The 12,635-nt window shown below is 39.6% G+C and carries 12 protein-coding genes and 2 tRNA genes; 8 read left to right on the top strand and 6 right to left on the bottom strand.

Translation table 11 applies throughout. The features are described 5' to 3' along the window. Nucleotides 1-62: 62 nt before the first annotated feature. From OQX64_RS19035 to era, 3 genes are all read right to left on the bottom strand, one after another. Entirely contained in the window at nt 63-572 is a 510-nt protein-coding gene (locus OQX64_RS19035) for a GNAT family N-acetyltransferase (protein WP_265819961.1), read from the bottom strand. A gap of 197 nt (nt 573-769) precedes the next feature. Further along, nucleotides 770-2,071 (bottom strand): ribosome biogenesis GTPase Der, encoded by a 1,302-nt coding sequence (gene der, locus OQX64_RS19030; protein ID WP_088299521.1) that lies wholly within the window; start codon nt 2,069-2,071, stop codon nt 770-772. Between the two features lie 130 nt (nt 2,072-2,201). Continuing rightward, on the bottom strand, nt 2,202-3,098 hold the full coding sequence (era, locus tag OQX64_RS19025; protein ID WP_265819960.1) for a GTPase Era: 897 nt from the start codon (nt 3,096-3,098) through the stop codon (nt 2,202-2,204). A 113-nt stretch (nt 3,099-3,211) separates the two neighbouring features. Between era and OQX64_RS19020 the strand changes: the two genes are divergently transcribed. The 4 genes from OQX64_RS19020 (at nt 3,212) to rhuM (ending at nt 5,967) form a co-directional block, all read left to right on the top strand. Continuing rightward, nucleotides 3,212-3,284 (top strand) — tRNA-Met (locus OQX64_RS19020). Nucleotides 3,285-3,371: 87 nt separating this feature from the next. After that, nucleotides 3,372-3,443 (top strand) — tRNA-Glu (locus OQX64_RS19015). A 250-nt stretch (nt 3,444-3,693) separates the two neighbouring features. After that, complete coding sequence (locus OQX64_RS19010) at nt 3,694-4,911, top strand: site-specific integrase (RefSeq protein WP_265819959.1); 1,218 nt, start codon at nt 3,694-3,696, stop codon at nt 4,909-4,911. 69 nt (nt 4,912-4,980) lie between these two features. Beyond that, complete coding sequence (gene rhuM / locus OQX64_RS19005) at nt 4,981-5,967, top strand: virulence protein RhuM/Fic/DOC family protein (protein WP_265819958.1); 987 nt, start codon at nt 4,981-4,983, stop codon at nt 5,965-5,967. A gap of 109 nt (nt 5,968-6,076) precedes the next feature. On the opposite strand, the gene OQX64_RS19000 is transcribed toward rhuM, so the two are convergent. Further along, nucleotides 6,077-6,778: a hypothetical protein gene (locus tag OQX64_RS19000; RefSeq protein ID WP_265819957.1), complete on the bottom strand. Its 702-nt coding sequence runs from the start codon at nt 6,776-6,778 to the stop codon at nt 6,077-6,079. A gap of 311 nt (nt 6,779-7,089) precedes the next feature. Here OQX64_RS19000 and OQX64_RS18995 point away from each other — a divergent pair, with 311 nt between their 5' ends. From OQX64_RS18995 to OQX64_RS18980, 4 genes are all read left to right on the top strand, one after another. Then, complete coding sequence (locus tag OQX64_RS18995; protein WP_265819956.1) at nt 7,090-7,359, top strand: helix-turn-helix domain-containing protein; 270 nt, start codon at nt 7,090-7,092, stop codon at nt 7,357-7,359. A 551-nt stretch (nt 7,360-7,910) separates the two neighbouring features. Continuing rightward, nucleotides 7,911-8,273 (top strand): plasmid mobilization protein, encoded by a 363-nt coding sequence (locus OQX64_RS18990; protein WP_265819955.1) that lies wholly within the window; start codon nt 7,911-7,913, stop codon nt 8,271-8,273. A gap of 5 nt (nt 8,274-8,278) precedes the next feature. After that, entirely contained in the window at nt 8,279-8,701 is a 423-nt protein-coding gene (locus tag OQX64_RS18985; protein ID WP_265819954.1) for a relaxase/mobilization nuclease domain-containing protein, read from the top strand. 407 nt (nt 8,702-9,108) lie between these two features. Further along, on the top strand, nt 9,109-10,422 hold the full coding sequence (locus OQX64_RS18980; RefSeq protein ID WP_265819953.1) for a hypothetical protein: 1,314 nt from the start codon (nt 9,109-9,111) through the stop codon (nt 10,420-10,422). Between the two features lie 1,170 nt (nt 10,423-11,592). Here OQX64_RS18980 and OQX64_RS18975 read toward each other — a convergent pair. Further along, entirely contained in the window at nt 11,593-12,117 is a 525-nt protein-coding gene (locus tag OQX64_RS18975; protein WP_265819952.1) for a hypothetical protein, read from the bottom strand. After that, nucleotides 12,114-12,635 (bottom strand): hypothetical protein, encoded by a 522-nt coding sequence (locus OQX64_RS18970; RefSeq protein WP_265819951.1) that lies wholly within the window; start codon nt 12,633-12,635, stop codon nt 12,114-12,116. The genes OQX64_RS18975 and OQX64_RS18970 overlap by 4 nt, the downstream gene beginning before the upstream one ends.

The following is a 12,635-nucleotide window of genomic DNA, read 5'->3' as shown; positions in this document are numbered from 1 at the left end:
ATCACAGACAGGTTTCAAAAGCGGACCAATTTTATGATTCAAAGATTAGCTGGATATTGATCTTATACTTCGATTTCGAACAAACTCAAACTTATGCCTTCATAATGCCTGGGTAAACCATCCGTTTTTGCCATCGTCACTACACCAACATCATCAAAACCACAACTGGTATAGTAATCCAATAGTTTTTTATTATCTGCCCAGGTATCCATGCGGATATATTTAATCTGGTGTACTTTTGCATATTGTTTGGCCCAGCTAATGATTTTTTTCACAAAGGATTGCCCCCGGAAATCGGGATGACTTACAATCCTGTGAATATAGATGGCTTCATGATCCCGGTCACCCCAAATCAGCTGATCATTAAACGTAACTGCAAAAACACAAGCCACTACACCATCCACCAGTATTTTATACTGTCGGTTTTCAGCAATTTCCGTTTCCACCAGTTCTGTACTGAATCCCTGCCAGTGTTTATGAAATACCTTTTTCTGATGGGCAACAGCGATATCATAAAATTTAAATATCGTGTCAAAATCTGATAAAAGGCTGTTTTTGACTTCGATTTGCATGGCAGCGAAGATATGGAATTCAGACTTAATTGTTTAAACCTGATTGACGTGGAAATACTTTTTGCTATTCATCCTCATCATTTTCAGGGCCGACATTCGCAAAAAGATTGAAACAAAAAGCAGGGCTGCAACGCCCTATGGAATGCTGTCCCTGCTTTTCTATTATTTTTAAAATATACTTTCAGCTTTCAAACAGCTTATTTCTGCCTGAAGAAGATCTGAATTGGTGCACCGGAGAAATTAAAGTTCTCTCTTAATTTATTCTCAATGAAACGTTTGTACGGATCTTTAATATATTGAGGCAGGTTACAGAAAAACGCAAACATAGGAGATGTGCCATTGATCTGTGTGATATATTTAATTTTGATGTGTTTCCCTTTTAATGCTGGTGGCGGGAATTTTTCAATCAATGGTAACATCACATCATTTAATTTTGATGTCGGAATTTTTTTACCCCTGTTTTTAGCCACTTCCAAAGCAGCTTCAATGGCTTTAAAGATTCTTTGCTTATTCAATACCGATGTAAACACGATCGGCACATCAGTAAATGGACGGATACGCTCATGAATCTGCTCTTCAAAAGCTTTCATCGTTTGCGTATTTTTTTCAATCAGATCCCATTTGTTTACCAGGATTACGATACCTTTTTTATTTTTTTCAGCCAGGTGGAAAATATTGATATCCTGGCTTTCAATTCCCTCCTGGGCATCGATCATTAAGACCACCACATCGGCTTCTTCCAAAGCTTTGATGGTACGCATGACCGAATAAAATTCCAGATTTTCTTTAACCTTGGTTTTTTTACGTAAACCAGCTGTATCGATCAACATAAATTCATGGCCAAACTGGTTATAATGAATTTTGATGGAATCGCGGGTGGTGCCTGCATTCGCTGTTACAATATTTCTTTCTTTACCAATCAGCGCATTAACCAAAGACGATTTACCTACATTCGGCCTGCCTGCAATGGTAATTTTTGGCAATTGATTTTCTTCTTCCGGAATATCTTCAAAATGTTTAACCACATCATCCAGTAACTCTCCTGTTCCGGAACCGGTCATGGAAGAAAGGGGATAAATCTCGCCCAATCCGAATCCATAAAAAGTACTGATCTCACTATATAAGGCCGTATTATCTACCTTATTGGCACAAACAAATACGGGTTTATTACTGCGGCGAAGTACTTGCGCAATATCATCATCCAAATCAGTAATGCCAGTGGTAACGTCTACCATAAAAACCAGCACGCTGGCCTCTTCAATGGCAATCATTACCTGCTCACGGATCGCTGCTTCATAAACATCTTCGGAGTTGGCCACATAACCACCAGTATCAATTACGGTAAATTGTCTGTTGGTCCACTCCCCTACGCCATAATGCCTGTCGCGGGTTACACCGCTCACATCATCAACGATGGCTTTACGACTTTCGGTTAATCTGTTAAAAAGGGTACTTTTGCCTACGTTTGGCCTGCCTACGATGGCGATAATATTACTCATGGGTGTTCTATTGATAGTTAATGGCTTATAGTTAACGGTCGTGGTGCTTAAGCAAGCTGCTTAAACTATTTGGCTATCAGCCATTGACTATCAACTACTAACCGATTCATTTCGGGCTGCAAAGGTACGGTTAATTATCGTAACCAAAGCTTTTTAAGTAGTTCTTTTTACTTCTCCAATCCGGAATTACTTTTACAAACAGCTCCAGAAACACTTTGGAATCTAAAAATTTCTCAATTTCTATCCGTGCTTCTGTACCTACCTTTTTCAGCATACTGCCGCCGGTACCGATCAGAATATTTTTTTGTGAATCGCGTTCGACTACAATTTCAGCACTGATTCTCACCATCTGGCCTTTTCCGTTTTTGAGTGCCTCATCTTTAAAGCTCTTCACAATCACCTCTGTACTGTAAGGAATTTCTTTCTGGTAATTCAGGAAGATTTTTTCGCGAACGATTTCCGAAACGAAGAAACGCTCTGAACGATCAGTCAAATCTTCTTTATCATAATACGGCGGGTGCTCAGGCAGCATTTCCAAAACGCGATCCAGTAAGCCATCAACATTGTGCTTATGCAGGGCCGATATGGCATAAATGGAAACCGGATTCAGCTTCTCCTGCCAATACGCAATCTTTTCATCTACCTGCTCCTGTAATGCTTTATCTATTTTATTAATGAGTACAATGGTTGGGATATCCCTGCTGAGGATTTTATCCAGCACATCATCTTCATCATGTGTTTCATTGATATCGGTTACAAACAAAAGTACATCTGCATCAGTTAATGAGCCGTTTACAAAGCTCATCATACTTTCCTGCAAACTGTATTTTGGTTTAATGATACCGGGAGTATCAGAAAAAACAATCTGATATTCTTCTTCATTTACAATACCCAGGATACGGTGCCTTGTGGTTTGCGCTTTAGGTGTAATAATGCTAAGTCGCTCGCCTACAAGCACATTCATGAGGGTGGATTTACCTACATTCGGTTTACCTATTATACTAACAAAACCTGCTTTATGCGCCATTGAAATATTTTTTAAAAAAAATTTGCAGCACAAAGAAACGAATTATATCTTTGCATTCCAATTCGGAAATAGCGTTAAGGATTTAATTCAAAGAAAAAACGAGTTGTATATAATGCGGGGTGGAGCAGTTGGTAGCTCGTCGGGCTCATAACCCGAAGGTCGCACGTTCGAGTCGTGTCCCCGCTACTAAAAGGCAGTCTAAAGTCATCAGTACCAAGTCTAAAGTATATCTGACTCCAGACTAAGAACTATAGGACTCAAGACTTAAAAAATGGCCCGTTCGTCTAGGGGTGAGGACGCCAGATTTTCATTCTGGAAACAGGGGTTCGATTCCCCTACGGGCTACAAATTTCAATATCAAAAGATGCTAAAACCCTGCAAATCAAACGTTTGCAGGGTTTTTTATTAGTGTCAAAACACCATTTTATGCATCAATTCGCAACAAATAAGAGCGTAATTCGGTGCGTACCCAAATGGATAGTTACTACGCACCGAATTACGTATAATTAACTGAAAATCAAGATGTTCAATAGTTGAACATCTTGATTGCAGGAGCTTACAGTCTTACTTTTGTTTAACTTTTAAGCTTGTAATTATGAGAAGTAACTTTCATCTGCTATTCTATCTTAGAAAGCAAAAGAACTACAAAGGCGGTGCAATGGCCATTTACATGCGCATCACCGTTAATGGTAAACGTGCAGAAATGTCCGCCGGACGTGAATGCGAACCTGCCAGATGGAACAGTCATGCTGGGCGGGGCATCGGTACCAAAGAAGAAGTAAGGGCGTTGAACAGCTATCTGGACAGTCTGCAAAACAAGGCCAAAGCGGCGCACCAAATCCTGATTGACGCAGGACAGTCTGTTACCGCAGAAAGCATGCAGAACCAGTTTACGGGCAAATCCAATAAAAGCCGCTATCTGATGCAATTATTTGCCGAACATAACGACAAGGTAAAGGCATTGATCGGGAACGGCTTTGAGGCCAATACCCTGAAAGGCTATAAGACATCCGAAAAACATCTTAACGCTTTTCTGCAAACGCAATTCGGCAAGGCCGATATAGATATTACCCAACTGAACCACGCTTTTATAACAGATTTTGAGTTTTACCTGAAAGCGGAATGCAAATGCAGTGCGGTATCAGCGGCCAAATACATCAAACACCTAAAAAAAATTGTTAACCATTGTCTTGCCAATAAATGGCTGCCAGTTAATCCTTTTGTCAATTACAAGCTAAAGGCCAAAGCTAAGGAACGGTTATTCCTGACTCAGGAAGAACTGGAAACCATGACAAACAAAAAACTTACGATCGAAAGGTTGCAACAGGTCAGAGACATATTTGTGTTTTGCTGTTATACAGGTCTATCGTATGCGGATATAAAGAAACTGCAAAGACATGAAATGGGCAAGGGCGTTGACGGTGATCAGTGGATATTCACCGAGCGGCAAAAGACCGATACGGCAAGCCGTATCCCGCTGCTTCCGGCTGCGGTACAAATCTTGAACAGATACAGCGATCATCCCGCTTGCGTAAACCGCAACCTTTTATTACCTGTACTCAGCAATCAAAAGACGAATAGCTACCTGAAAGAAATAGCAGATTTATGCGGAATTACAAAACCGCTGACTTTTCATATTGCCCGGCATACCTTTGCCACCACGGTTACTTTATCCAATGGCGTGCCGATTGAAAGCGTATCCAAGATGTTAGGCCACACCAATATCAAAACAACGCAGCACTATGCGAAAATACTTGATATAAAGGTAAGCCAGGATATGGCGCTCCTTAAAAAAAAATACGGGGCGGCATAATGATCCTTATTTGTGGCTGCAAAGCATGGCCACAAATTTTAATGAATAAAATCTTTAAATTTAAATGTTATGACGAACGATCAGATTATTATATATCAAACGGCGGATGGACAAACATCAATTGATGTTAAGCTTGAAGCTGATACCATTTGGCTATCACTAAATCAATTAACAGCGTTATTTGGACGGGATAAATCCGTTATTTCAAGGCACTTAAAGAACATCTTTACAGAAGAAGAGTTAAATCGCAATGCAGTTGTTGCAAAAAATGCAACAACTGCCCAGGATGGTAAAACCTATGAAGTGGAGTATTATAATCTTGATGCGGTAATTTCTGTTGGTTATCGCGTAAATTCAAAACGTGGTACGCAATTTCGCATTTGGGCTAACAATGTACTTAAAGAATATTTGGTAAAAGGTTACGCTATTAACGAGCAAAGGTTAAGAGAGCAGACCGAACAATTTAACTCCTTAAAACAAACCGTAAACTTATTAGGGAACGTTTTAAAAAATAAGGAGCTGACCTCTGATGAGGCCACTGGCCTTTTAAAAGTTGTCACGGATTACAGTTATGCGCTGGATATCCTGGACAAATACGACCACCAACAGTTGACACTTGACGGCACTTCTGATCAGCAATTATTTACTGCCACCTATGAAGAGGCTATGCTGGCGATTAAGGATCTGAAAGATAAATTTGGCGGAAGCTCATTGTTCGCCAACGAAAAGGATGATTCATTCAAAGGTTCTATAGGCACCATCTACCAGTCCTTTGGTGGTGTTAACTTTTATCCGACCATTGAAGAAAAAGCTGCCAACTTATTATATTTTGTGGTCAAGAACCATTCTTTTTCTGATGGCAACAAACGTATCGCCGCTTACCTTTTTGTATGGTTTTTGGAAAAAAATAGGATATTATATAGGGAAGATGGCTCAAAGCGCATTGCTGATAATGCCTTAGTTGCATTAACGCTGATGATTGCCGAAAGCAAGCCAGATGAAAAGGATATGATGGTAAAAGTCGTAGTAAACTTAATTAACCCAAGAAATGACTAACCTAAAGACTTATAAAGGTTAGAGTTTAATCTCATTTTCGTTTAAATGCCAAATGCCATTGATCGTCATCAGTGGCATTTTTGTAACTAAGCAATCCTGCCAAAAGCCATCATGCCCATTTCGAGTACGGCAGACCATTTACCTCTTTCACCAATTCCAGCCCATCCACATCTGGGTAAAATTTTTCAAGGTAAGCTTTAAATGCCAGCGTAATTTCGAGGCTCCTCCATTCCATCATCGTTAGGCAAAGCTCCGGCCAGCGTTTCCTTTCCGACATAAAGCCGTATAAAGGCAGATAAGGCGGCGCATAATAAAAAGCGTTGGTGACCAGTTTATCATACCGCTCTTTCTGAAAATTCCTCTTAAAATCCCGCATCAGGTCGTAAGCTACAATATGCTTAGCGCCGTGTTTCACAAGGTCACCCAAAAAAGGAGAACCATCATCCCAAAAGAAGGTATAGAGGTATTCCCTAAACCCCCTTTCCAACAATTCGCATAGATCGACGCTATAATAGGCATAGGCTGTCTTAAATATTTCCAATGAGAAATCATCCTTATGTTTTTCTATGATAAAATCGATCACCTCGTTTTCCTTTTTAATGGGCAGCTCAACATCCGGGCCTTTTGACCCCGCCCCCGGAATCTCGAGAAAAAAACGGGGCTGCGAGAAAAGCCCAAAGTAATAGCTCTTAAAGTAAATAGTCTGCCGTTCAAAGGTGACCATAACGTACAAGGGGTGCGTTGCCACACCGTGGAAATCTACCTCTTTCAAGCGGGTATTGTAATACGTTTTGTAGGTGATCTTGTGCATTTAACCTGTTTGTCTAAAATAGCTAAAAAATATTTTCACTTTTTTTTTGATGGCTTTTGCTACTGTTTGAAACCTGCCATCGGCCATCAAATTTACTAAATGATAGCAAAAGCCTGCAAATGCGATCAAACCATCCATTTTGGTTGCCAAAGCAAAGTTATGCAAAAGTTATGACATATTTTTATTTATCATAACATACTGTATATTTGTATTTGATGTGTGCTGGTAAATCCGCAACATTCATTTTCTATAACGGTCAATAACGCCGAAAATCGGCACAATCATATTTTAAACCTATTAAAACAAAGCCTATGACAGCAATCGAGTTAATTACCAAAGACGACCTGCGACAGTTCAAAAGTGAACTGTTAAGCGAGATCAAAGCAATCATGCACCCTCATCAGGGGGGCACCAGCAAACAATGGCTGAAAAGTGCCGAAGTGCGCAAGTTACTGAACATATCACCTGGCACTTTGCAAAACCTGCGGATAAATGGTACGCTTCATTTCACCAAGATCGGAGGCATGATGTATTATAAACTGGAAGACATCACCACCCTACTGGAAGGAGTCAGCCAATGATAGCGGATATCCAGAGCCGCGTTACGGAGTATGGCAAGTTGATTCGCCGAATGGGCAGCGACAACCGTTTAATGGCAACCCACATCAGCCTGTCCACAGCACTTTTCATTAGCTGGCAACGGGGAGGTTTTGCCAGCCCCTTTGCTGTTACCCGCAGAACGCTGATGGCGTACAGCCGTATCGCATCTATTGCGACATATCATAAATGTATGCGGGAACTGGACGATTATGGGTACATCCGTTACCAACCATCTTACCTCCCGAAGCTGGGCAGCCTGGTCTGGTGGCCGCTACCATGAGCAGTACAAAATGGCCTGGAGAATAATGCAGTTAAGTGCTACTGTAAGGAGGCATTTGACTAAAAAATGTGCTTGACTTTGCCAAAGGTTTTAGCACCCTTACTCTATGCGCTTTGTAGGGAGCGAGTTAATGTTTTTGTTATACAAAAACCCGGATTCACCCTAAAGGGATGCCCCGGATTCGCTCCCGTTGGTCGGTTAAAAAAGGAATTAAGAAAGGATCTACTGAAGATTTGGAAAGGAACACGGCGCATGAAAACAGCGACAACTGGTAGTGAAATAAAGAAAAAAAGAGTACCCGGCAGACCAAAAAAAGCGATTAGCCGGAGTGATCTGCTTATGATCCGGTTAACCCCGACGGAAAAACAACTGATCGCCCAGCGGGCAAAAAATGCAGGGCTGAAGCCCAGTGAATGGTTCCGCAGGGCGGCAAAGAGTGCAAGGGTTTTTCCACGCTTTACCCCCGAGGAAAGCCGATGGTTCAGGATGCTATCAGGGATGGCCAATAACCTTAACCAATTGACCCACCTCCGCCCATGTGCAAGGCTTGCCTACGCTGGCTTTAAAATGCCAGGCACTGGTCAGGCAAATAGAAGAATTGTTAACCAAACTTAACAGCAATGATCGGTAAACCGATCACAGCAAGAAGCTTCGGGGGCTGTATCCGCTACATTGTGGACAAGCCCGAAGCGAAGATCCTTTTTGCTGAGGGTTTAAGGATGCAGAACGCAACCACGCTGACCAATGATTTTAACCTGAAACGCAAAATGAGGCAGGAGTTGGGTAAGGCGGTCGGGCATTTGGTCTTAAGTTGTAGCAAGGAAGACCTGCCCAAACTTACCGATGAAGTTATGCTGGAACATGCCAAAGAGTATATGCATAAGATGGGTATCCGGGATACGCAGCATGTGGTGGTACATCACCATGATAGATTGCACCCCCATCTACACGTGGTCTATAACCGGGTCGGTAACAAGGGGCTACGATCACCGATAAGAATAATTACGCACTCAATATTAAAGCCTGCGGGGAGCTTACTTTAAAATACGGTTACCATTGGGGTAAGGGCAAAGAGCAGGTCAAAAGGCAGGCTTTAAATGGGAAGGAAAAGGTCAGGTATGAACTTTATTATGCCATTAAAGCCGCTATGAAAACGTCCACGAACTGGAAAGAGTTGGAAGCGAAGCTGACCGTACGATGCATCGGTATCGCCTATAAGTTCAAAAGCGTTACCAAAGAAGTGCAGGGCGTCTCTTTTGAAAAGGGCGAGTTGAAAATGAAGGGTTCCGCTATCAAATTAAACTAGATTCAATAGTAACATAAAAGTTACATATAGATTTTAAATGCAGCATTGTGGATTTAATAAATTAATAGAGCTTTGTCCTAAATTATACGCAACATTGTTGCAATAGCATTCCTATATTTCAAACTTATTAAAAAAACTAAAAAAATGAGAAAAAAAATTAACGCAAATTCCAGTATTGTAAAAACAATAGGACTCTTTTTCCTGGCAACTCTTATCATCGTCGTCTCATGTCGGAAAACTTCGATTCATGAAGATGTTCGCTCTTCTGAAATTCTTTCAAAAAACGCTCCCGATTTTAAGGAACGACTTAATATAATAAAGGATCAGTTCTTTAATAAAAAGTTAGCAGGACAACTTATTTTTAAAGAAAATAAGAATTTAAGTTGGAGTCCAGACTGGGATCATCCAACCGTACAGATTGTAAATGATACCATTTCTTACGTGTTCTACCCTTTGTTTGCTAATTTGATCAAGGGTGATATAACCCAGAAGGCAAATGAGTTAGGCTCTAGATCTTATTTAATAGTAAAAAACGAAAAAGAGTTTTACCGAGGGATTTACTATTATGGGACTAATGTCAGTGAAGCTGATCAGATGAAAGAAATGACTAATACCAAATCTTTTACGGGAAGCCTTGCGCTGACCAACCTCGAAACGAAAAGGTTTTTTGTTATAGACTACAAAAATGGACTATTAAGCGATACACCTAAAAAATCCAGTGAGATTTTGGCTATGTCGAATAAAGATAAAAAAACGGCATACTATACATCTATCTGTCATACGGAAATGAGGGCGTGTACTTTTTTTAGCTCTAACTGTGGTATTTTACAGATAAAATACAGTATGACCTGTCGGATGCCAGAAACTTTTTCATCCTGCGGAGGCAATGAGTGGCAACTTACCGACTACCAAATGGTTGATGTATGCCAACAAGTCTGGTTTCCTGACCCACCGATAGACCAGCCAGGAAATAATGATAATTTTGGATCAGTTGACCTCAAATCAGGCGATTCATTTGTTGATAATGATAATATAGATAAAGCTATTGCTAAAAAGTTTTCTTCCGTTGGTGAACTGAATGAATATTTATCGCAAGTCCGTAATAATCTTTCACAAGATGCTGTTGTGGAAAAGCCAGGGCGAATAAGATATAATGTAGATGGTATATCTGGTATTGATGTTAATGTAGTTTTAAATAAGTTGGATAACACGAATTATACAGTAAAAAATGCTACTTCTGCAATTTGGGGGCTTGCTCCTTTCATGGAGTGGGCTCAGAAGGATTTTAGTCAAAATGAAAACGCAAACATAACAAGACTAGAAGTCATAGGCTACTTAAGTATGAATTTAGTCCTCCAAGACTTCGGAAAGATCTATAGCATGAGAATAAACTTTATAATTGATATTAATAATAAAACTGGTGAATTCGTAGCCACCAAAGTAAAATCATTCAATTAAAATTATGAAAGATATAGAAGTTACACACATCATTTGGCCAATTTTAATTCTCAAAATAGTGCTTGGAATTATACTTGGGATTATCATATATTATACGATAAGAGTAATCAGAAAATATTTAAAAAATTAATAATTATTTCATTTTAGAATTTAGATAGGGATATAATAATCCTTATCTAATTTTATTTTTAATTCTTCAGAACTGAATGTTTGTAGCTTCGCTTAATAAACTTTCCTACAACCGAGTCGTGACGGATCTTCTCCCTTCTTTCTGCCACAAAATTACTTTGGGGTCAACCAAGCTTACCGCTAGCTAAATCTGAATTAGAAGGAAAAGTGCAAAATCCAGTTCCACGAAAAAATCCTGCCGCCCTTTACGCCGGGGATTTGCTCGGAACTTTATTTAAGCCATAGGTATGCCCAAGAAAAAGCTTAAAATAAGGATCACACTCTCAGTCATAATTTGATTGTCGGGGTAAATGCTGCACAAATCAATAATCTTGAACTTCGCATAGAAAACAATTGCCAAACGGTCGCTGAAATTGCACGCAGGATACATTCTGGCAAAAAAGTCAACTGTTTCTACACAGATGTAAGTATGAATGCGCCCATGGAAGAATTGGTCATCATTAGTGGGATTTTCGGTAATAGCAGACAGCGGATTCCGTTCCAAACTGTACCCCCGTAGATTAGCCCGACTTTGAGCAGAACATCTTGAGAATAGTCCCAAATATATCCATTCCTATCAGTACCACCGCAAAAGAAATTTTGTCAATGCTCTGCCCCCCATCCGCACAAGACTTCACTTCACGGCATCCCGGCTATGATTATCCAGCCAATAAAGCTGTTCTATGGCAAAATTACATCCCAAAACCGACAGACAAAAAACTCCAGCAACACCCTTTCTAAAAAAACCGTTTTTGAGCGCTTTAGCGCTCCTCTGACGCTGCCTCAAGCACAAAAAACAACCATTGAATCAAAGTTGGTTTTAAACAGGCCTTAAAACCGCTTAAAATGAGCCGAGTGACCACTTTGAAGAGAAAACAGTGGCCACTTTTGGAATAATCCCCACTAAATTCATCTTGCTTAGATTTATTTGTAATTTTTTAGGAAATGTATTAAAACAACTAGCCATGAAGATGATCTACTCATTATATAATATTTAGCATATCAGTTTCTAAAGATACCCTCAATTTTCCCTGAGTATATGACCATGATATTTTGAGAAGAACCATCAATACCTGCATAAAGCAAAGTACTGTATGAAGGAAATTCCCAGGAATACAGTATTGTTGTTCCTGTTTCCATTGATGGCAGATTAATTTTTGTTGTAAACTTGCCCATCTTACTAAGTAATGTTTCTATTCGAACTGGCGAAAGTATATAAATCAAGCTTTTAATCTTTTTGTCTGCAGTACCAACTAGAATAGTATCGATGGGTATTTCCTCTTTCAGTAAGCTGGTATAAGCATAACTGTAATCGAAAAGCTTTAAAAATCCAGAGGTTGGGACTGAATCGTTTCTTTTCAGTTTGGAAAGATCTATAGAATTGCGACGTCCTATACTTTCAAATTCATTGCCTATTTTTAGTTTTGTGGTATTCATCAAATTATCAATAAGCTTATTATTGGATTGCGCAGAAGAATATTTTACAAGAAACAAAGCTAAAATGAACAGCCAAAATTTTTCTTTCATATGCTTGCGTCAGTAAAAATCGCTTTTGCGATGGTAACTTCTCCCAAAGGTGTTCTTGGCAGTGATATTTCCTTCACAGCAATATCTCTAAGTTCTTCTGGTAAAAGCGAATAGGCAGGAAAGATTTTGTGAATAATAACGGATATTTTTTCCATTAATATATCAGGAACCTGAGATACATCGAAAGATTCTCTACGCCCACCTGTATTGTAAAATGTTTGAAAAATAAAATAAGGCGCAATTATAGATATACTTGTTAGAAGAGAAAAATCGTATGATACATTAGTGAGTAAACGAAAACATCTATCCCTCGCAAACAGCTGGGTAAAGTCTACCGTATTAGCGATTCCGTTCAACTCTTCCAGTAGCTGGAGATATGTCTGTTTATCTGTGTCAGCAATATCGCATACTTTAGCTAAAAACTGATATTCTTCGCTATCTTGGTATTTTTCGTTATAATAGTCTATATCCTTTGGAAAGTAAGGATATAGACTATTAATTAATTCTAAATGATTCAT

Source organism: Pedobacter sp. GR22-10, assembly GCF_026239715.1.
GTDB lineage: Bacteria > Bacteroidota > Bacteroidia > Sphingobacteriales > Sphingobacteriaceae > Pedobacter.
Note: the sequence above shows the minus strand (reverse complement) of the source record. Positions and strands in the feature narration are given on the sequence as shown.

Bases quoted from the DNA above. Each gene is read 5' to 3' on its own strand.
- era (WP_265819960.1), bottom strand. From the start codon at position 3,098: ATGGCGCATAAAGCAGGTTTTGTTAGTATAATAGGTAAACCGAATGTA.
- OQX64_RS18970 (WP_265819951.1), bottom strand. From the start codon at position 12,635: ATGAATCATTTAGAATTAATTAATAGTCTATATCCTTACTTTCCAAAG.
- OQX64_RS19000 (WP_265819957.1), bottom strand. From the start codon at position 6,778: ATGCACAAGATCACCTACAAAACGTATTACAATACCCGCTTGAAAGAG.
- OQX64_RS18995 (WP_265819956.1), top strand. From the start codon at position 7,090: ATGACAGCAATCGAGTTAATTACCAAAGACGACCTGCGACAGTTCAAA.
- OQX64_RS18985 (WP_265819954.1), top strand. From the start codon at position 8,279: ATGATCGGTAAACCGATCACAGCAAGAAGCTTCGGGGGCTGTATCCGC.
- rhuM (WP_265819958.1), top strand. From the start codon at position 4,981: ATGACGAACGATCAGATTATTATATATCAAACGGCGGATGGACAAACA.
- OQX64_RS18975 (WP_265819952.1), bottom strand. From the start codon at position 12,117: ATGAAAGAAAAATTTTGGCTGTTCATTTTAGCTTTGTTTCTTGTAAAA.
- OQX64_RS19035 (WP_265819961.1), bottom strand. From the start codon at position 572: ATGCAAATCGAAGTCAAAAACAGCCTTTTATCAGATTTTGACACGATA.
- OQX64_RS18980 (WP_265819953.1), top strand. From the start codon at position 9,109: ATGAGAAAAAAAATTAACGCAAATTCCAGTATTGTAAAAACAATAGGA.
- OQX64_RS18990 (WP_265819955.1), top strand. From the start codon at position 7,911: ATGAAAACAGCGACAACTGGTAGTGAAATAAAGAAAAAAAGAGTACCC.
- der (WP_088299521.1), bottom strand. From the start codon at position 2,071: ATGAGTAATATTATCGCCATCGTAGGCAGGCCAAACGTAGGCAAAAGT.
- OQX64_RS19010 (WP_265819959.1), top strand. From the start codon at position 3,694: ATGAGAAGTAACTTTCATCTGCTATTCTATCTTAGAAAGCAAAAGAAC.